Raw genomic sequence first — 17,180 nt, forward strand, 5'->3', positions numbered from 1 at the left:
GGGCACCCACACCCACGTCCCCACCGCCGACTGCCAGATCCTCACCGGCGGCACGGCCTACCAGACCGACGCCGGCGGCTGCTGCGACTACGACAGCGTCATCGGCAACGAGAAGGAAGAGCCCCTGCGGCGCTTCACCACTCGCCTCTCCGGCGGACGTTACGTCCCGGCCCACGGCCCCGCCACGGTCTGCGGCGTCTATGTCGAGACGGACGACCGGACGGGTCTGGCGACCCGCGTCGAGCCGATCCGGGTGGGGGGACGGCTGAGCCAGACGGTGCCGACGGTCTAGAGGCCTCGGGACAAAGCCGCTGCGTTGACGCCCGCGAGGAGGTCTGGGCATCTTCCGGCATGTGAGGTCGGGGGAGGATGCCGTGGCGCCGGTGCAGCCTGATGAGGAGCCGCACGGCCGGTTGCCCGGCTACAATCTTGCGGAGGCGCTTGAGCCGACGGCGAACCTTGTCCTTCAGGGCCTCATCTGGCTGACCTTGGCGATCGTTCTGGCTGTCGTGGCTGATCTCGTGGTCCGGGGCCGCTTCAGAAACATCTCATCGACCCTGGCGCTCATGCTGGGGGCGCTCGGGCCGTTGCTGGGCGTCTATGGGGCCGCCAGTATCGTGATAAGCGCCTCGCTCGATCTTCGCTACACAGCCATGGATCCCGGCGTCGTCGGCCCGTCCGCGCTGCTGGTCTCGATCGGGATGTTATGCGGTTGCATAGGGGTGGTGCTGGCAGCCGTGCTTAGGATCGTCCCGGCGAAGCGCCGGAATAATCCTCCGGGAACGCTCGATCAGCCCGGCGTCACAAGGCCGTAGTGGCGGCTCAACAGCTTCAGCCCGAACCTGTCGAAGAGTTAATGGCGCAGCTTGCATCCGCACGCGCCGACGGCCGCCTCTCCCCGCGAACACCCTCGCGGAGCTGCCCGATGCTGAAAATCCTCGCCGCGGTCGCGGCCCTGGTCCTGCCGACCGCCGCCTTCGCCCAGACGACGTCGCCCGAGCCGGTTCAGGTCATGGTGCTCGGCGTGCCCCATCTCGACAATCCGGGGCGTGACGTGAACAACGCCCGCATCGACCCGGTGACCACCCCGGAGAAGCAGGCCGAGCTGGCGCGCATCGCCAGTGATCTCGCCCGCTTCCAGCCCACCGCCATCGCCATCGAGAGCCTCGCCCGCGATCCCTCGACCATGATCGATCACCGGTTCGCGGACTACAGCCCCGACTGGCTCTTGTCCCGCCCCGACGAACGCATCCAGATCGGCTACCGCCTCGCCACCCTCGCCGGCGTCGACCGGGGTTACGCGATCGACGAGAAGGATCGCGACGGCGAACCGTCCTACTTCCCCTACGGCGAAATGATGGCCTGGACCGAGGCCAATGGCCGGGCCGGCGAACTTCAGGCCATGAACGGAGAGGTCCGCGCCTTCCTCGCCGATCTCGAACAGCGTCAACGCACCGAGACCCTCGGCGCCCTGCTGGCCGGGATCAACGCCCCCGGCGTGGCGATGAGCACGGACAACGTCTCGATGTACTACGGCTTCCTGCGCTTCGGAGCCGGCGAGGACTTTCCGGGAGCCGAGCTGAACGGGCGCTGGTACACGCGGAACGCGGTGATCTTCGCCAAGCTGATGCAGGTGGCCCGGCCCGGCGACCGCATCATCGTGATGTTCGGCGCCGGCCACGCCTACTGGCTCCGCCACTTCGCCTCGACGACACCCGGGTATGTGCTGGTCGAGCCGACGGACTGGCTCAGCGGGCGCTAGGCTCAGGCCGCGACCACCCGCCCGTCCCCGCTCGCCACCGCGAAGGTGGCGCGCGTGCTCAGCGTCCCGCCCTTCTCCGACACCTTGTCCAGCACCTTGAACTCGGTCCGCCAAGCCTCCGGCGTCACGTCGCAGACGACATAGCCCCGCTGGGCGTTGTTGAACTTCAGGAACGGGTTGTCGGCCAGATGGCGCCGCCCGTCGGCCCGCTGGTCCTGCCCGTCGCCCGACGAACTGATCGAGGTGGTCACGAACTCCGCCGCCACCGGCGCGCCCTCGGGGTTGCGGCTGTCGACGTAGAGCTCACCGGCATAGTTCTGGTGCTCGTCGCCGGTCAGCACGATGGTGTTGGCGATGCGCCGATCCCTGAGGCGGTTCAGCAGACGTTGCCGCGGAATGCGATAACCCGCCCATGAATCAAGGTTGTAGCCGGGCTCGGGCCCCTCCTTGCGGTCCAGGTCCATGACCATGATCTGCTGCGCCAGCACCTTCCAGTGCGCGTTGGAGCGGTCCAGGTTCCGGTACAGCCACGCCTCCTGCGCCTCGCCCAGCACCTGGGCCCGCGGGTCCGAGACGCCGTCGCAGGTGGCGGCCCAGGCGTCGCCGCACGGCTGGTCGGTGCGATGCTGGCGGGTGTCGAGCAGGTTCAGGTCCAGCAGGTTTCCCCAGGACGCATGGCGATACAGCGGGATGTCGGAGCCCTTCGGGAAGGCCGAGCGCCGCAGCGGCATGTGTTCGTAGAAGGCCTGCGCCGCCGCCTGGCGCCTGAGCAGGAACACCTCGGGCGGGACGCCGTCGTCCATGTCCGAGACCCAGTTGTTGGCGATCTCGTGGTCGTCCCAGGTCACGAACCACGCGGCCGCCGCATGGCTGGCCTGAAGGTCTGCATCCATCTTGTACTGCGCGTACCGCCGCCGATAATCGTCCAGCGAATAGGTTTCGCCGCCAAGATGCTGGCGCGGATTCTCCATCGTCCCGCCCGACCCCGTATAGGTCCGGCTGCCGCGCCCCTCGTAGATGTAGTCGCCGTAGCAGTAGACGAAATCGAGATCCTCGGCCGCCGCCTTGCGGTGGGCGGTGTAGAAGCCCTGCTCATAGGCTTGGCATCCCAGGACGCCGAAACGCACCCGCTCCACCGTCGCGCCCGCTGCTGGCGCGGTCTTCGCCCGGCCCCAGGGTGTCCGCTCGGCGCCGGCCGTGAAGCGGTAGAAATACTCCCGGCCCGGCTCCAGTCCCGCGATCTCGACGTGAACGGCGTGAGCCAACTCAGGCCGCGCGACCGCCTCGCCCTTCTGCGCCACATTGGAGAAGCCGCGATCGGTTGCGACTTCCCACTTCACCGGCACCGGCGCCGAGGGCATGCCGTGCCCCGTCTCGAGCGGGCGGGGGGCCAGCCGGGTCCAGATGACGAAGCCGTCCGGCGTCGGATCGCCGGCCGCGATACCCAGCTGGAATGGATACTCGGCGAAGACCGGGTCTGCGAGCGCTTCCCGGCCGCCGCCGAGGACCACACCCCCCGCTCCCAGTCCCAGCAGGAGTCCGCGACGGGACAGGAAATCGAACGAACTCATGCGGCGGCTCCTGTTTCGGACCCTCGACCTAGCCCGGAAATGTGACGGGCGTCACCGGGCTTCCCGTGTCGCCGGCTCCCACGCTTGCAGCACGGCGATCTCGCGCGTGCGGGTGTCGATCTCGGCCTGCGCCATGCGGCGGATTTCAGGGTCTTCGGAACGGGCCAGGGCGTCGACGGCCATGCGGACGGCGGCACGGTGGTGTTCGATCATGCCGGCCACGAAGGCGGCGTCAGCCTGGCCGCCAACGGCGGGCGCAACCGGAGAGGCCGGTGCGATGGTCGGGCCCTCGGCGACCGCCGCAGCCTGCCGCGCAGCCGCCGCATCCCGCAGGGCCATCTGCACAGGGTCGCCGCCTTCAGAGCAGGCGGCCGTGGCCAGAAGCGCCAGTCCGGCCGCGAGCCGTTTCACTTCTGAACGCCTTCGATCCAGTTCGGCAGCCAGCTCTCGTGCATCTCGCGCAGATGCTCCAGCGGCAGGCGGAACAGATCCCCGTCCGGCCCGCCCGAGGCGAAGTCGCGCCCCCTGGCCCGGCCCACGACGCTGGCGTGGACGCCCGCCGCCTGCGCGGCCGCGATGACGTCCGTGGCTTCGGGCACGGCCACCAGATAACGCGCCTGGTCCTCGCCGAAGAGCAGGACGTGGGCGTGCGTCGCCGAACTCGCATCCAGCTCGACGCCGACGTCCGAGGCCAGCGCCAGGTCCGCCGCCGCGCCGATCAGGCCGCCATCGGACAGATCGTGCACCACGGTTAGCTCGCCGGCCTCGATCAGGCCGCGGATGAAGTCGCCGGTCTTCTTCTCAAGCATCAGGTCGACCGGGGGCGGGGCGCCGTCCTCGCGGCCCAGCACCTCGCGCAGATAGAGCGACGAGCCCAGCTCTCCGACCGTATCCCCGATCAGCACCAGCACGTCGCCCTCGCCCATGCCGCCGAAGCCGGTGACCACGTCATAGTTGGGCAGCAGGCCGACCGCGCCCACGGTCGGAGTCGGCGGAATGGCCGCGCCATTGGTCTCGTTGTACAGACTGACGTTGCCGCTCACGACCGGGAAGTCCAGCACCCGGCAGGCTTCGGCCATGCCGTCGATGGCGCGGACGATCTGGCCCATGATCTCGGGCCGCTGCGGATTTCCGAAGTTCAGATTGTCGGTGATGGCGATCGGCCGCGAACCCACGGCGGTCAGGTTGCGCCACGCCTCGGCCACGGCCTGTTTGCCACCCTCGTAGGGATCGGCCTGGACGTAGCGCGGCGTGCAGTCCGAGGTCATGGCCAGACCCTTGTCGGTGCCGTGCACCCGGACCACGCCGGCGTCGGCCCCGGTGGACGAGTCCTGCAGGGTGTCGGCCATCACGTGCCGGTCGTACTGTTCCCAGATCCAGCGCTTCGAGGCCATGTCCGGGCAGGTCAGAACCTTGATCACCGCGTCGACCCAGCTGTCCGGCGCGGGCACCGCCTTGGGATCGAGACGCGGCTGCAGTTCGGGCTGGACCCACGGCCGGTCGTAGAGCGGCGCGTCGTCGAACAGCGGCGCCAGCGGCACGTCGCAGACCGTCTCGCCGTGATGCTTCAGGACCAGATGGCCCGTGTCGGTGGTCTTGCCGATGACGGCGGCGTCGAGGCCCCATTTCTCGAAGATGCGGTAGCCGTCCTGCTCCCGGCCCGGCTTCAGCACCGCCAGCATCCGCTCCTGGCTTTCCGACAGCATCATCTCATAGGCGGTCATGCCCTCTTCGCGCTGGGGCACGGCGTCCATGTTCAGCTCGATGCCGACGCCGCCCTTGCCGGCCATCTCGACCGAGGACGAGGTCAGCCCCGCCGCGCCCATGTCCTGGATCGCGGCCACGGCGCCCGAGGCCATCAGCTCCAGCGTCGCCTCGATCAGCAGCTTCTCGGCGAACGGGTCGCCGACCTGCACCGTCGGGCGCTTCTCGTCGGAGTCCTCGTCGAACTCGGCCGAGGCCATGGTCGCGCCGTGGATGCCGTCGCGGCCGGTCTTGGATCCGAAATAGACCACCGACAGGCCCGGGGCCGGGGCGGCCGAGTAGAACAGGCTGTCGGCCTTGGCCACGCCCACGCACATGGCGTTGACAAGGATGTTGCCGTTGTAGCCGGCGTGGAAATTGGTCTCGCCGCCCACGGTCGGCACACCCACGCAGTTGCCGTAGCCGCCGATGCCCGAGACTACGCCCTTGACCAGACGTTTCGACTTCTCGTGCGACGGGTCGCCGAAGCGCAGGGCGTTCAGCAGGGCCACAGGCCGCGCGCCCATGGTGAAGACGTCGCGCATGATGCCCCCGACCCCCGTCGCCGCGCCCTGGTAGGGCTCGATGTAGGACGGGTGGTTGTGGCTCTCCATCTTGAAGATGCAGGCGTCGCCGTCGTCGATGTCGATGACCCCGGCGTTCTCGCCTGGCCCGCAGATGACCCGCGGCCCCGTGGTCGGGAATTTGCCGAGGTGGATCTTCGACGACTTGTAGGAGCAGTGCTCGGACCACATCACCGAGAACACGCCCAGTTCGACCTGGTTGGGTTCGCGCCCCAGCCGGTCGAGGACGACCTGATACTCGTTCGGGGCGAGGCCGTATTCGGCGGCCAGTTCGGCCATGGTCTTTTCGGGAGCGCTCATGGCCGCGCCTTCTAGCCGCAGACGGCGCCCCTGTCAGCCGTTCCCGGCGGAACATCGGCGTCGGCCCGCCATTGAATCGCGCGAAGCCAACGGAGGCCGCCATGACTGACCAGCCGATCGATCCCGCCGCCACCCCGGAAGACCCCGACGCGCCGGAGATCGCCGCCGACGACGCGGGGGCCAGCGCCGCCGCCGAGCGGGCCGCGAAACGGGCCGCCAACGATGACGCCGAGGAGAACGACTGATGGCCCGGACCGGAAGCGAAACCACCCCGACGCCGCCCGATCACCAGCAGATGGACCGCTCCAACGATCCGGAGGTGACCCGGGCGATGCACGAGGCGGCGCCGGAACTGGCGATGGCGAGCCGGCGGCAGCGCCTCACCGGATCGGCCGTGGGCGTCGGCAGCGTCGGCTTCGACGAGAGCGGGGCCTTCGACGTCGGCGATCCCGACCACGACCCGCGCGACAACTCCGAAGCGGATTCGCGCTAGCGGGGTCTCTCGACGCCCGGACGGAGCCGGAAGGTCAGGATCACCGCCGCGACCAGCACGGTCACCGCCGCCGCCAGGGCCACCCATGCCAGTGGCGGGTTCCGCTCCTGCTCGGCCACGAAGGCGCCCAGCAGGCCCCAGGCGATCGGCAGGGCATAGGCCAGCATCCGCAGCCTGAGCGTCACCCCCAGGCCGACCAGGACGACGACCACGATGGCCAGCGTCGCCCAGAGGGTCGGGCTCAGCATGGTGGGGAGCGCGCCGTTCCCGGTCGCCACCGTCAGCAGGTTCAGCGGCGCCGCCACGGTCAGCCAGCCCGCCAGCAGGGCCAGCGGCCAGACCACCAGCCAGCGGTCCCGCTCGGTCCGGCCCAGCGCCCGGATGGCGTCGGCGTTGTGCAGCAGGGGCAGCAGCAGCACGATCAGCGAGGCGAAGATCAGCACCACGGTCGCCGCCTCCAGGTCGAACGCCGCCGCGACCACCCACCAGCCGATGCCGAGGAAGGCCGCGACCGAGGGCCAGCCGAAGCGATGGATGAGCAGGCTCTCGCCGGTCTGCCGCAGCGCCTGCCGCACGGCGTAGGCGAGGATGCCCGCGTAGATCAGGCCCCAGATCGAGAAGGCGTAGCCGGCGACCCTCAGCGTCGCGTCGCTGTCGGCGGAGAATTCCTGCGGCGTCTGGCCCCAGCCCATCAGGACCTGGGCCTGTCCGACGACGACGGCGAACACGGCCGCCGCCAGCACGATCATCCGCCGGGTCAGCTGCGCGGGCGTGGGACGGATGATCGACGACATACGGGGCTCCTGCAGGCGATGCGGTCCCGGTCTCTACGCGCCGGGGCTGCGGTTGGTTCACCCGGCCGGAACCCCGCCGTCCGCGCGGGGGTTCTCTGCGCAAAGGAGACCGCCATGGCTGACGAAACCAACCGCCCCGAAGAGACGCCGCATTTCGAGACTGACACGGTCCAGGCCGACCGGGCCCGCGAGCAGGGTCTCGGTCTGGGAGAGCGCGAGCTGAACGCCCAGCGCGATCCGGGCGGCGTCCGCACCGCCGACGAGGACCCGACGATGGAGGACGGGGCCTCGCTCAACGCCGATGACGAAGACGGGCTGGACCAGTCGATCGGCGTGCAGGGCTCAGCCGACGGCGATCTGCGGCGGGCCGACGACGTCTAGGGCCGAACCCGCGCCGGATTGCCCATGGCCGTCGCCCCCGGGGGCACGTCGCGCGTGACGACGGCGCCGGCCCCGATCACCGCGTCGTCGCCGATCGTCACACCGGGCAGGATCAGGGCCCCGCCGCCGATCCAGACGTTGAAGCCGATGGTGATCGGCTTGCCGAACTCGATCCCCGCCGCCCGCTCGGCGGCGTTGCGCGGATGGTCGGCGGTCAGGATCTGCACGCCCGGCCCGATCTGCGTTCCATCGCCGATGTCGACCTCGCAGACGTCCAGGATGACGCAGTTGAAGTTCAGGAAGACGTTGCGGCCCAGCCGGATGTTGTAGCCGTAGTCGCAGTGAAACGGCGGGCGAATCACCGCGCCTTCGCCCACCTCGCCCAGCCGCTGACGCAGCAGATCGCGCCGCTCGGCCGGAGTGGCCGCGAGCGAGGCGTTGTAGCGCGCCATCCAGTGTTTCGCGGCGGTCTGGTCGGCCTGGAGTTCGGGATCGCCGGGGTTGTACGGCAGGCCAGAAATCATCTTCTGGCGTTCGCTCATGAACATGGCCGGCCCCTCCGCGACAACCGGGCGAGTTCGGCCGTATCGGCCGTCCGGGTCAAGTCCGGTCCGCGGTCAGGCGGCTGCGAAGACGCTGCGGAACAGGATCGCGCCGTCGGCCGAGCCCAGCTCGTCCTCGAAGGCCCGGTCAGGGTGGGGCATCATGCCCAGCACATTGCCGCGCGCGTTCTGGATGCCGGCGATGTCGGCGACCGAGCCGTTCGGATTGTCGACGTAGCGGAACACCACCTGGCCCTCGCCCTCGAGCCGGGCCAGGGTCTCGGCGTCGCAGAAATAGTTCCCGTCGCCATTGCCCTGGGTCATGATCACCTCGCGCTGGCCCTGATAGCCGGCGGTGAAGCGCGTCTGGCCGTTGGCGACGGTCAGGCTGATCGGCTTGCAGACGTATTTCAGACCGGCGTTCCTCAGCAGGGCGCCCGGCAGCATCCCCGCCTCGCACAGGATCTGGAAGCCGTTGCAGATGCCGACCACGGCCACGCCGTCGTCCGCCGCCTTCTTCACCGCCTGCATCACCGGCGACAGCGCCGCCATGGCCCCGCAGCGCAGGTAGTCGCCGTAGGAGAACCCCCCCGGCAGCACGATCAGATCCAGCCCCGACGGCAGCTCCGTCTCCTGATGCCAGACCATGTCGACGGTTTCTCCCGTCGAGCGTTCGATCGCGACCTTGCAGTCGCGGTCGCAGTTGGACCCCGGGAAGACGATGACGGCTGCGCTCATGGGCGCGGCGTGTAGCAGGGTTCGGAGCCGATGTCAGGGCGCCGGTTCAGCCCTGGCCGGCGTTCTCGTACGTCGCCATGATCGAGGCCTTCCCCAGCGTGTGGAAATGCAGGTTGAAGCCGAACACCGCGCCGGAATTGTCCGGCGTCACATCCAGCCGCTCGGTGTCCACGGCGAAGACGGTGAAGATGTAGCGGTGCGGGCCATGCCCCGGCGGCGGCGCGGCCCCGCCGTAGCCCGTCTCGCCGAAATCGGTCCGGCCTTCCACCGCCCCGGCCGGAATCGGCCCGCCCGCCGGCAGTTCCGTCACGTCTGCCGGTATGTTGGCCACGGCCCAGTGCCAGAAGCCCGACCCCGTCGGCGCGTCCGGATCGAAACAGGTGACCGCGTAGCTCTTCGTACCCTCGGGCGCGCCGGACCATTTCAGGTGCGGCGAGGCGTTGCCCTTCGCATAGACCTGCCCGTCCGGCAGCACGCCGCCGTCGGTGATGTCGTTGGAACTGAGGGTGAAGGCCATCGCCGCGTCCTCCTGCTGTGGTCGGAAGCACTCTAACGCAGGCGCGCGCCCCGAGTCGCGCCTAGTGCGCCGCTTCCTTCGCTGCGGGCGTGAAGGCGGTGTCGTCCATCAGCCCGCCCGCCAGCGCCGCCGCGAAGATCACGCACGACGCCAGGACGAACAGGGCGATGGCCAGCTTCAGTCCGCGCTTCACGCGACCTCGATGCGGTAGCTTTCAATGACGGTGTTGGCGAGCAGGGTCTCGCACATCTTCCTGGCCTCGGCGGCCGGGTCGGCCGCGCCGTCGAGGTCGAACTCGATCAGCTTGCCGACGCGGGCGTTGGCGACGCCGGCCCAGCCCAGGCCGTGCAGGGCGCCCTCGACGGCCTTGCCCTGCACGTCCAGCACGCCGGGCTTGAGGAACACGTGAACCTTGACCCTGGCCATCAGTGCAGTCCCCCCTGAATCACGGTCGGCATGTCCTTCATGATGCCGAGGCGGCGCGCCACCTCGGTGTAGCTTTCGATGACGTTGCCCAGATCGCGGCGGAAGCGGTCCTTGTCCAGCTTCTCGCCCGTCGTGCTGTCCCACAACCGGCACGAATCGGGGCTGATCTCATCGGCGAGAATGACGCGGCTGAAGTCGTTCTCCCAGATGCGGCCGAACTCGATCTTGAAGTCGACCAGGGTGATGCCGACCGCGCCGAACATGCCGGACAGGTAGTCGTTGACCCGCACCGTCATCGCCAGGATGTCGTCCAGCTCCTGGGTCGAGGCCCAGTTGAAGGCCGTGATGTGCTCTTCGGTGACCATCGGGTCGTTGAGCTCGTCCTTCTTGTAGTAGAATTCGATGATCGAGCGGGGCAGGGGGGTGCCCTCGTCTATGCCGAGCCGCTGGCTCATCGAACCGGCCACGATGTTGCGGCACACCACTTCCAGCGGGATGATCTCGACCTCGCGGATCAGCTGCTCGCGCAGGTTCAGCCGCTTGATGAAGTGGTTGGTCACGCCGATGCCGTTCAGGCGCGACATGATGAACTCGCTGATGCGGTTGTTGATGACGCCCTTGCCTTCGAGAATCGCCTTCTTCTGGGCGTTGAAGGCGGTGGCGTCGTCCTTGAAATACTGGATCAGGGTGCCGGGCTCGGGCCCCTCGTACAGAATCTTGGCCTTGCCCTCGTAGAGCTTCTTGCGCTTGACGTTCATCATCACGGGTCCGGGCGGGGCCTCGCCAGAAACGAAAATCGCGCGGCCAGCACGGTGGTCTGGGCGGCGCGATCCGGAATCGGGCGGGCGGGAGAATTGACGGGCCCTCCCTTACCGGAACCCGGGCTGCGACACAAACGGCGCCCCCGATTGAACCGTCAGGGTTTCCGTTGCGTTCGGCTCCGGGGGGGCTATAGACCTCCACGACCGCGGCCACATTTCGCGCCGCCTGAGGGAGCCTGCAGACGCCCATGACGACCTTCGACGATCGGGAAAAGGGCTTTGAGTCCAAGTTCGCCCTCGATCAGGAACAGGAATTCAAGGCGATCGCCCGGCGCAACAAGATGCTTGGCCTGTGGGCGGCGGAAAAGATGGGCCTGTCCGCGGACAGCGCCGAGGAATACGGCCGCGCCATCGTCAAGGCCGACTTCGACCAGCCGGGCGAGGAAGACGTCTACCGCAAGATCGCCCAGGACCTCGAAGGGGCGGGCCTGACCGTTTCGGAAGGCGAGATCCGCCGCAAGATGGACGAGCTGTCCTCTGTGGCCCGCGAACAGATTCGCAACGGCGAATAACACGCTCCCTGGGACTCTAATCGGCCCGCCAACAGAGAAAGGCCGCGGCCTTTCGGCTGCGACCTTTCCGGGCGGATCGATTGGGGGCGATCCGCCGCCGGCGCCGTGTGGGGGAGGGGGGCGACGCCGTATCGGGAACGCCCGCTAGCCGGACGACAGCACAGTTTCGACTCCGTGGATGACGCCGTTTGCGGCGACCATGTCGGCCTCCTCGACCCGCGACGCCTCGCCCGCGGCGCCGGTCAGGATGATCGACCCGTCCGCATTGGCCCGCGCCGTCAGGGTTCCGCCCTGCATGGTTGTCAGGGCCAGCGACCCCCCGCCCGCCTGGATCCGCTGCAGGATCGCCGCGCCGTCCAGCCGGCCGGGCACGATGTGCGAGGTCAGGAGGCGCCGCAGTTCCCCCTGGCCCTCTGGCGTGGTCAGGGCGTCGCGCCGGGCCGCGGGAATCTTCTCGAATGCCGCATTGGTCGGCGCGAAGACGGTGAAGGGTCCGGAGCCGTCGAGCGATTCCGCCACCCCGGCCGTCTGCAAGGCGCTGACAAAGGTGGTGAAGTCCGGATCGCGCTGCAGGGTCGCCAGCACCGTCCCGGTCGCGGCCGGCTGCGGGATTTGCTCCGGAGCGGCTTCCGGCTCCGGCGGCGCCTCGCGGTTACAGGCTGATAACGCCAGCGTCGCCGCCGCCAGAGCGGCCAGTCCCGAACGGCTCCCTCTCATCGCGTCATCTCTCCCGGCTCCGCTCTCCGGGCGGGCTCCGATGATAGATATGGCTCAGCCGGGCAAAAGGATGCGTCGGGCCCGCGTTTTTCTGTATCTCCGCCCGGCTAGCGGGCCTGGTCGAGCCAGCGGGCGAGCCCACGCCACGCCGCCGCCTTGGCCTCGAACGTCCGCGTATGGGCGGGACTGGAGGACGGCAGGTCGATCAGCGTCACGTTCGAGGCTCCGGTCAGCACCGCCCGCCCCAGACGCGCCCCCGTCGCGCCGTTGAAGGCGACGGCTCTCAGTTCCGGCAGGGTCCGGACCAGGCCGCGGAGGTCGGCGGCTTCGGGCTGACGGATCGCCGCATCAAGGCTGCCGGGCCGTTCCGCGCTGGCGATGACGTCCCACAGTCCCACGCCGGCTGCTGTGAGCGCCGCCAGCCGCGCTTCATAGGGCAGGGCGGCCAGGTCGCGGCCGATGACCTCGCCGATCAGCCGCCAGAAGGCGTTTCGGGGATGGCCGTAGTACTGCGCCGCCTTCAGCGAGGCGTCGCCGGGCAGGCTGCCGAGGATCAGCAGACGCGTCCGGGCGTCGACGACCGGTGCGAATCCGGCCTTGCGGGTCACGCCGTCCCGAACACCCGCGTGAAGACCGTGTCCACGTGTTTGGTGTGATAGCCGATGTTGAACAGCGCCTCGAGTTGCGCCTCCGGCAGGGTCACCCGCGCGTCGGCCTTCAGGAAGTCGAGGAACGCCCCTTCGCCGCGCCACACCTTCATGGCGTTCTCCTGCACCGCCGCATAGGCGTCCTCGCGGCTCACCCCGGCCTGGGTCAGGGCCAGCATGACCCGCTGGGAATGCACCAGCCCGCCCAGCAGGTTGAGGTTCTTCTCCATGTTGGCCGGATAGACGTTCAGCCGCTCGACCACCCCGGCCAGACGGTGCAGGGCGAAGTCCAGGTGGATGGTGGCGTCCGGGCCGATGCCGCGCTCGACCGACGAATGGCTGATGTCCCGCTCGTGCCAGAGGGCGACGTTTTCCATCGCCGGCGTCACCGCCGAGCGCACCAGCCGCGCCAGGCCGGTCAGGTTCTCGGTCAGGATCGGGTTCCGCTTGTGCGGCATGGCCGACGAGCCCTTCTGGCCCTTGTCGAAGAATTCCTCGGCCTCCAGCACCTCGGTGCGCTGCAGATGGCGGATCTCGATCGCCAGCCGCTCGACCGACGAGGCGACCACGCCCAGCGCGGCGAAGAAGGCCGCGTGGCGGTCGCGCGGGATCACCTGGGTCGAGACCGGCTCGATCTGCAGGCCCATCTGCTCGGCCACATAGGCCTCGACCGCCGGATCGACGTTGGCGAAGGTCCCGACCGCGCCGGAGATGGCGCAGGTGGCGATCTCTTCCTTCGCCGTCAGCAGCCGGCGGCGGGCGCGCTGGAACTCGGCGTGATACCCGGCCAGCTTGAGGCCGAAGGTGACCGGCTCGGCGTGGATGCCGTGGCTGCGGCCTACGCAGGGGGTGAATTTGTGCTCCTTCGCCCGCGTCTCCAGCGCCTTCAGCACCCGGTCGACGCCCTCGATCAGGAGGTCGGCCGAGCGCGCCAGCTGCACGGCGAAACAGGTGTCCAGCACGTCGGATGAGGTCATGCCCTGGTGCAGGAAGCGCGCCTCCTCGCCGACGATCTCGGCCACATGGGTGAGGAAGGCGATGACGTCGTGCTTGGTCGTCCGCTCGATCTCGTCGATGCGGTCGGCGTCGAATACGGCGTCCTTGCCCTTGGCCCAGATCGCCTCGGCGGCCTCCGACGGGATCACCCCCAGCTCGGCCATCTTCGTCGCGGCGTGCGCCTCGATCTCGAACCAGATCCGGTATTTGGTCTCCTGCGACCAGATATCGACGGCGGCGGGGCGGGAATAGCGGCTGATCATGGGCGCGTCGTGTCGGTCCGGGGCGGTCGGGAGTCAAGCTCAGCTTGTGGCGGACGCCGCCGATCTCGTCCTTCGGGGCATGGCCGCCGGCCGCGCCGCGCTCTATTCCTGAGTCGGATTCGGAGGGACACATGGAACTGATCATCGGACCGCGTCTGTATTCGACCTGGTCGCTGCGCTCGTGGCTGGTGCTGAAGCGCTGCAAGGCTGACTTCACAGTGCGCGAGATCGACATCTATTCGCCCGAAGGCCGGGTGGAGCTGGAGCGCATCTCGCCGTCGCGCCTCGTTCCCCTGCTGAGGGTCGAGGGCGAGACGATCTGGGATTCGATGGCGATCTCGGTCTGGTGCGCCGAGCGGTATCCTGAGGTCAGGCTGTGGCCGGCCGACGCCCACGCCCGCTGGCTGGCCCGCTCCGCCGCCTGCGAGATGCACGGCGGCTTCATGGGCCTGCGCACCGACTGCGGCATGGGCCCGGATCACACCATGGTCGGCCCCGACCGCTCGCCCCCGCCGCAGGGCGAGGCGGTGGAACGCGACATCCGTCGCATCGTCAGCCTGTGGGAGGAGATGCGCCGCCGCTTCGGCGCCGGCGGACCTTACCTGTTCGGCGAATGGTCGGTCCCGGACGCCTTCTTCACGCCCGTGGCTGCGCGTTTCCGCCACTTCCAGATCGACCTTGCGGCCTATGGCGACGACGGCTCCGCCGCGGCCTACCGCGACGCCCTGCTGGCCCAGCCGGACTTCCTCGAGTGGTCGGCGGAGGCGTTGCGTTAACCTCGCGCCGGAACGCCGCCTTAAGACAACACTGCTATTTCGGGACCCTCGAAAGCGCGCACGCGTTCAGGGTCAGCCATGTCGATGCCCGTTGAACAGCCCCAGCCCCGCCGGCCCAGCCTGATGGTCTATGGGCTGCTGATCGTGATCGCCTGCTGCCTGCCGGCCCTGCTGATCGCCGGACTCTAGCGCGGCCTAGCCGGCGGTCGCCGCAGCCGAGGCCACTTCCAGCGGCTGAGCGGGCGGAGGCGGCACATAGTCCAGCGAGAGCGGCACCAGCGTCGCGCCCGAGGCCACCGCGTCGAGGGTGTTCAGCGGCCGGCCGTTGAGGCGCTGGTAGATCCAGTAGGCCGCCACGACCTTCTCCACATAGTCCCGGGCCTGTGGCACGTCGATCGTCTCGATCAGCAGCAGAGGATCGGCGTCGTGGCCCAGCTTGCGCACCGCCGCCACCATCGGTCCCGGCCCGGCGTTGTACGAAGCCGCGACCCTCAGCAGGTCGCCGTTGATGGCCGGCATGGCCAGCACCTTGTTGACATAGGCCTGGCCCAGCCGGGCGTTGACGGCCGGGTCGAACAGCCGGTCGGGTTCGGCGACGAAGACGCGGTCATTGGCCAGTTCGGCCGCCGTGGTCGGCATCACCTGCATCAGGCCATAGGCGCCGACGGCCGAGCGCGCTCGGGCGTTGAAGTCGGTCTCCTTGCGGGCGATGGCGTAGACCAGCGAGCGCTCGATGGTGAAGCCGCCGTCCGGCGCGATTTCCGGCTGGGGATAGCGGTCGGCGTCGATCCGGCGGCCGTCGTCGCTGACGCCCATGACCCGGGGACCCAGGGCGCGACCCAGCGCCGCCCACAGCTGCCGTCCGCGGTCCGTGAGGGCCGAGCGCAGGCCGGTGCGCAGCTCGTCGCGGGCGTCCGTGCCGCGCCCGACTTCATAGTAGGCCACGGTGCGGCGGGCGCGGTCGTCGGAGCGGATGAAGGCGTTCAACTCGTCGGCGTCGACGTCGGTCGGCTCGTCCGGCTGATAGGAGGCGCGCTGCAGGGTCGCGCCGTACGGGGTCGGCCCGAGGTTCTCGATCGCCGGCTCCTCGCCCAGCTGGCGCAGGGCGATCTGTCCATAGAAGGTCGCCGGCCAGGCCCCCGCGCGGCGCAGCAGCGGCTGCACCCGGTCCTGCTGCCCCGAACGTCCCGCCGACCGGGCGGCCCAGAAGGCGGCGCCCGACCGCACCCATCCGTCCTCGGTGGGATCGTCCAGCACCCGCTCGAAAGCGCGGCTGGCCTTGCCGTACTCGCCCAGCCGGTAGCTGGCCAGGCCGACCACCCACCAGTCGCCGATCTGTTCGCCCAGCGTGACCGCGCCCGTCAGGTCGTCGTGATTCAGGGCGATGCGCGCCGCCTTGGTCGGATCGTCGGCCGAGGCGCCGCCGCCGGCCGCCACCACGCTGGACCAGGTCCGGCCGCTGACGCTCGAAGGCCGCTTCGGCTCCGGAGCGCCGTCCGGTCGCCGGCGCAGGGCCAGATTGTAGGCGCGCGGCGCGCACGGCAGGTCGGAATACTCCTCCAGCCACGCCGCCAGTTCCTCATAGGTGGCCGAATAGTCGGCGTGGAACAGCCGCTCGAACTCGACCTGTCCCAGAAGCACGCGGTCGTTGGCCTGCCGGGCCGAGGCGCGGGCGGCGTCCAGGTCGCCGCGGCGCAGGGCGTCGAAGGCGGTGGTGTAGCTGAGGCGGTCCGCCGGGCTCAGGGCCGAGACGACGCCGCGACGTCCGTCATCCTCGGCGTGCGAAGGCGCGGCGGCCCCCAGCGCGAGGGCGAACGCCAGAGCGGTCGTCGGCGCGAAAAACGCGCGGCGGAAAGAAATCGGCACTGAAGGCGGCCCCCCTTAGAGCGTCATGCGGATCGTCTCGACTCGATCCACCCGGCGCTGTTCGTTCGGTCGTCAGGCCAGAAAGGCGCCACCGCCCCGGCCCATGTCAAGACGTGACGCCTTTTTGGGGCAGTTTTGCGTCGACCGGGTTAACGAGCTTCGCCGTCAGCCAGCCGCGCCGCCAGCGACAGCATATCCGCCCAGGCCTGCCGCTTGGCCATCGGCTGGCGCAGCAGGAAGGCCGGATGCAGCGTCGGCAGGGCCGGGGCCGAGACGCCGCCCTCGGCCAGCCGCCATTCGCGCCACTGACCTCTCAGCTTCAGAATACCCTCGTCGACGCCCAGCACGGCCTTGGCCGAGGCCCCGCCGACCAGCAGCACCGCCTTCGGCCTCAGCAGGGCGAAGGCGCGCTCCACGAACGGCGCGCAGACGGCCTGTTCGGCGGGCGTCGGGGTGCGATTGCCCGGCGGCCGCCAGAAAACGGTGTTGGTGATGAACACCCGGCCCTCCAGCCCCGCCTCGGCCAGCATCCTGTCCAGCAGCTTTCCGGCCTTGCCGACGAAGGGCTGACCGCGCTCGTCCTCCTCCGCGCCCGGGCCTTCGCCTATGACCAGCACCTCGGCCTCCGGATTGCCGCGCGCGAACACCGCCTGGCGCGCGCCGAGGCCGCGCAGGGGACAGCCCTCGAACGCCGCGATCGCCTCGGCCAGGGCCTCGAGCGTCTCCGCGCC

23 protein-coding genes are annotated in these 17,180 nt (G+C 69.5%); 8 read left to right on the plus strand and 15 right to left on the minus strand.

Annotated features, from left to right (window positions below):
* The 3 genes from VGD32_RS04105 to VGD32_RS04115 form a co-directional block, all read left to right on the plus strand.
* Window positions 1-292, plus strand: a 292-nt coding sequence (locus VGD32_RS04105; RefSeq protein WP_331030631.1) for a YmdB family metallophosphoesterase, incomplete at its 5' end; no start/stop codon positions are given.
* 82 nt (window positions 293-374) lie between these two features.
* Window positions 375-815, plus strand: a complete 441-nt coding sequence (locus VGD32_RS04110) for a hypothetical protein (protein ID WP_331030632.1) — start codon at window positions 375-377, stop codon at window positions 813-815.
* A 110-nt stretch (window positions 816-925) separates the two neighbouring features.
* The gene (locus VGD32_RS04115; protein ID WP_331030633.1) at window positions 926-1,762 is read left to right on the plus strand and encodes a DUF5694 domain-containing protein; all 837 of its coding nucleotides are present in this window, start codon (window positions 926-928) and stop codon (window positions 1,760-1,762) included.
* A 2-nt stretch (window positions 1,763-1,764) separates the two neighbouring features.
* On the opposite strand, the gene VGD32_RS04120 is transcribed toward VGD32_RS04115, so the two are convergent.
* Genes VGD32_RS04120 through purL form a run of 3 tightly spaced genes read right to left on the minus strand, consistent with a single transcriptional unit; the run spans window position 1,765 to window position 5,960 of the window.
* A complete protein-coding gene (locus VGD32_RS04120; protein ID WP_331030634.1) occupies window positions 1,765-3,333 on the minus strand; it encodes an alkaline phosphatase D family protein in 1,569 nt (522 codons plus the stop codon).
* A gap of 51 nt (window positions 3,334-3,384) precedes the next feature.
* Window positions 3,385-3,744 (minus strand): DUF305 domain-containing protein, encoded by a 360-nt coding sequence (locus VGD32_RS04125; protein WP_331030635.1) that lies wholly within the window; start codon window positions 3,742-3,744, stop codon window positions 3,385-3,387.
* Window positions 3,741-5,960, minus strand: a complete 2,220-nt coding sequence (gene purL / locus VGD32_RS04130; RefSeq protein ID WP_331030636.1) for a phosphoribosylformylglycinamidine synthase subunit PurL — start codon at window positions 5,958-5,960, stop codon at window positions 3,741-3,743. The genes VGD32_RS04125 and purL overlap by 4 nt, the downstream gene beginning before the upstream one ends.
* A gap of 101 nt (window positions 5,961-6,061) precedes the next feature.
* Here purL and VGD32_RS04135 point away from each other — a divergent pair, with 101 nt between their 5' ends.
* On the plus strand, window positions 6,062-6,205 hold the full coding sequence (locus VGD32_RS04135) for a hypothetical protein (RefSeq protein WP_331030637.1): 144 nt from the start codon (window positions 6,062-6,064) through the stop codon (window positions 6,203-6,205).
* The gene (locus VGD32_RS04140) at window positions 6,205-6,453 is read left to right on the plus strand and encodes a Tat pathway signal protein (RefSeq protein WP_331030638.1); all 249 of its coding nucleotides are present in this window, start codon (window positions 6,205-6,207) and stop codon (window positions 6,451-6,453) included. The genes VGD32_RS04135 and VGD32_RS04140 overlap by 1 nt, the downstream gene beginning before the upstream one ends.
* On the opposite strand, the gene VGD32_RS04145 is transcribed toward VGD32_RS04140, so the two are convergent.
* Window positions 6,450-7,247 (minus strand): hypothetical protein, encoded by a 798-nt coding sequence (locus VGD32_RS04145; protein ID WP_331030639.1) that lies wholly within the window; start codon window positions 7,245-7,247, stop codon window positions 6,450-6,452. The two genes, VGD32_RS04140 and VGD32_RS04145, sit on opposite strands and share 4 nt — an antisense overlap.
* A 114-nt stretch (window positions 7,248-7,361) precedes the next feature.
* Here VGD32_RS04145 and VGD32_RS04150 point away from each other — a divergent pair, with 114 nt between their 5' ends.
* The gene (locus VGD32_RS04150; RefSeq protein WP_331030640.1) at window positions 7,362-7,628 is read left to right on the plus strand and encodes a hypothetical protein; all 267 of its coding nucleotides are present in this window, start codon (window positions 7,362-7,364) and stop codon (window positions 7,626-7,628) included.
* On the opposite strand, the gene VGD32_RS04155 is transcribed toward VGD32_RS04150, so the two are convergent.
* The 6 genes from VGD32_RS04155 to purC form a co-directional block, all read right to left on the minus strand.
* Window positions 7,625-8,176: a sugar O-acetyltransferase gene (locus tag VGD32_RS04155; protein ID WP_331030641.1), complete on the minus strand. Its 552-nt coding sequence runs from the start codon at window positions 8,174-8,176 to the stop codon at window positions 7,625-7,627. The two genes, VGD32_RS04150 and VGD32_RS04155, sit on opposite strands and share 4 nt — an antisense overlap.
* A 69-nt stretch (window positions 8,177-8,245) precedes the next feature.
* The gene (gene purQ, locus VGD32_RS04160) at window positions 8,246-8,908 is read right to left on the minus strand and encodes a phosphoribosylformylglycinamidine synthase subunit PurQ (protein ID WP_331030642.1); all 663 of its coding nucleotides are present in this window, start codon (window positions 8,906-8,908) and stop codon (window positions 8,246-8,248) included.
* Window positions 8,909-8,954: 46 nt separating this feature from the next.
* Complete coding sequence (locus VGD32_RS04165; RefSeq protein WP_331030643.1) at window positions 8,955-9,425, minus strand: YbhB/YbcL family Raf kinase inhibitor-like protein; 471 nt, start codon at window positions 9,423-9,425, stop codon at window positions 8,955-8,957.
* Between the two features lie 61 nt (window positions 9,426-9,486).
* The gene (locus VGD32_RS04170; RefSeq protein WP_331030644.1) at window positions 9,487-9,618 is read right to left on the minus strand and encodes a hypothetical protein; all 132 of its coding nucleotides are present in this window, start codon (window positions 9,616-9,618) and stop codon (window positions 9,487-9,489) included.
* A complete protein-coding gene (gene purS, locus VGD32_RS04175) occupies window positions 9,615-9,851 on the minus strand; it encodes a phosphoribosylformylglycinamidine synthase subunit PurS (RefSeq protein ID WP_331030645.1) in 237 nt (78 codons plus the stop codon). Before purS ends, VGD32_RS04170 begins: the two co-directional genes overlap by 4 nt.
* Window positions 9,851-10,609: a phosphoribosylaminoimidazolesuccinocarboxamide synthase gene (gene purC, locus VGD32_RS04180; RefSeq protein ID WP_331030653.1), complete on the minus strand. Its 759-nt coding sequence runs from the start codon at window positions 10,607-10,609 to the stop codon at window positions 9,851-9,853. The genes purS and purC overlap by 1 nt, the downstream gene beginning before the upstream one ends.
* Window positions 10,610-10,860: 251 nt before the next feature.
* Between purC and VGD32_RS04185 the strand changes: the two genes are divergently transcribed.
* Window positions 10,861-11,184 carry a DUF1476 domain-containing protein gene (locus VGD32_RS04185; RefSeq protein WP_331030646.1) on the plus strand — a complete coding sequence of 108 codons (324 nt, stop codon included), beginning with the start codon at window positions 10,861-10,863 and terminating at the stop codon, window positions 11,182-11,184.
* A gap of 144 nt (window positions 11,185-11,328) precedes the next feature.
* Here the strand turns inward: VGD32_RS04185 and VGD32_RS04190 are convergent, their stop codons facing one another.
* The 3 genes from VGD32_RS04190 to purB form a co-directional block, all read right to left on the minus strand.
* Window positions 11,329-11,901 (minus strand): fasciclin domain-containing protein, encoded by a 573-nt coding sequence (locus VGD32_RS04190; RefSeq protein ID WP_331030647.1) that lies wholly within the window; start codon window positions 11,899-11,901, stop codon window positions 11,329-11,331.
* Between the two features lie 107 nt (window positions 11,902-12,008).
* A complete protein-coding gene (locus VGD32_RS04195; protein ID WP_331030648.1) occupies window positions 12,009-12,509 on the minus strand; it encodes a DNA-deoxyinosine glycosylase in 501 nt (166 codons plus the stop codon).
* On the minus strand, window positions 12,506-13,807 hold the full coding sequence (gene purB, locus VGD32_RS04200; RefSeq protein ID WP_331030649.1) for an adenylosuccinate lyase: 1,302 nt from the start codon (window positions 13,805-13,807) through the stop codon (window positions 12,506-12,508). The genes VGD32_RS04195 and purB overlap by 4 nt, the downstream gene beginning before the upstream one ends.
* A gap of 131 nt (window positions 13,808-13,938) precedes the next feature.
* On the opposite strand from purB, the gene VGD32_RS04205 reads away from it, so the two are divergent.
* Window positions 13,939-14,583: a glutathione S-transferase gene (locus VGD32_RS04205; protein WP_331030650.1), complete on the plus strand. Its 645-nt coding sequence runs from the start codon at window positions 13,939-13,941 to the stop codon at window positions 14,581-14,583.
* A 195-nt stretch (window positions 14,584-14,778) separates the two neighbouring features.
* Here VGD32_RS04205 and VGD32_RS04210 read toward each other — a convergent pair whose 3' ends face one another.
* Together VGD32_RS04210 and VGD32_RS04215 are read right to left on the minus strand one after the other, a co-directional pair.
* Complete coding sequence (locus VGD32_RS04210) at window positions 14,779-16,449, minus strand: lytic transglycosylase domain-containing protein (RefSeq protein ID WP_331030651.1); 1,671 nt, start codon at window positions 16,447-16,449, stop codon at window positions 14,779-14,781.
* Between the two features lie 149 nt (window positions 16,450-16,598).
* Window positions 16,599-17,180 (minus strand): uracil-DNA glycosylase (locus VGD32_RS04215; protein WP_331030652.1); only part of this gene is annotated, 582 nt, incomplete at its 5' end.

Source organism: Brevundimonas sp., from assembly GCF_036402095.1.
In the GTDB taxonomy this organism is placed as follows: Bacteria; Pseudomonadota; Alphaproteobacteria; order Caulobacterales; family Caulobacteraceae; genus Brevundimonas.

Coding starts and splice junctions, on each gene's coding strand:
- VGD32_RS04205 (WP_331030650.1), top strand. CDS start 13,939: ATGGAACTGATCATCGGACCGCGTCTGTATTCGACCTGGTCGCTGCGC.
- VGD32_RS04115 (WP_331030633.1), top strand. CDS start 926: ATGCTGAAAATCCTCGCCGCGGTCGCGGCCCTGGTCCTGCCGACCGCC.
- VGD32_RS04120 (WP_331030634.1), bottom strand. CDS start 3,333: ATGAGTTCGTTCGATTTCCTGTCCCGTCGCGGACTCCTGCTGGGACTG.
- purB (WP_331030649.1), bottom strand. CDS start 13,807: ATGATCAGCCGCTATTCCCGCCCCGCCGCCGTCGATATCTGGTCGCAG.
- VGD32_RS04155 (WP_331030641.1), bottom strand. CDS start 8,176: ATGTTCATGAGCGAACGCCAGAAGATGATTTCTGGCCTGCCGTACAAC.
- purS (WP_331030645.1), bottom strand. CDS start 9,851: ATGGCCAGGGTCAAGGTTCACGTGTTCCTCAAGCCCGGCGTGCTGGAC.
- VGD32_RS04190 (WP_331030647.1), bottom strand. CDS start 11,901: ATGAGAGGGAGCCGTTCGGGACTGGCCGCTCTGGCGGCGGCGACGCTG.
- VGD32_RS04140 (WP_331030638.1), top strand. CDS start 6,205: ATGGCCCGGACCGGAAGCGAAACCACCCCGACGCCGCCCGATCACCAG.
- VGD32_RS04150 (WP_331030640.1), top strand. CDS start 7,362: ATGGCTGACGAAACCAACCGCCCCGAAGAGACGCCGCATTTCGAGACT.
- purL (WP_331030636.1), bottom strand. CDS start 5,960: ATGAGCGCTCCCGAAAAGACCATGGCCGAACTGGCCGCCGAATACGGC.
- purC (WP_331030653.1), bottom strand. CDS start 10,609: ATGAACGTCAAGCGCAAGAAGCTCTACGAGGGCAAGGCCAAGATTCTG.
- purQ (WP_331030642.1), bottom strand. CDS start 8,908: ATGAGCGCAGCCGTCATCGTCTTCCCGGGGTCCAACTGCGACCGCGAC.
- VGD32_RS04165 (WP_331030643.1), bottom strand. CDS start 9,425: ATGGCCTTCACCCTCAGTTCCAACGACATCACCGACGGCGGCGTGCTG.
- VGD32_RS04145 (WP_331030639.1), bottom strand. CDS start 7,247: ATGTCGTCGATCATCCGTCCCACGCCCGCGCAGCTGACCCGGCGGATG.
- VGD32_RS04135 (WP_331030637.1), top strand. CDS start 6,062: ATGACTGACCAGCCGATCGATCCCGCCGCCACCCCGGAAGACCCCGAC.
- VGD32_RS04185 (WP_331030646.1), top strand. CDS start 10,861: ATGACGACCTTCGACGATCGGGAAAAGGGCTTTGAGTCCAAGTTCGCC.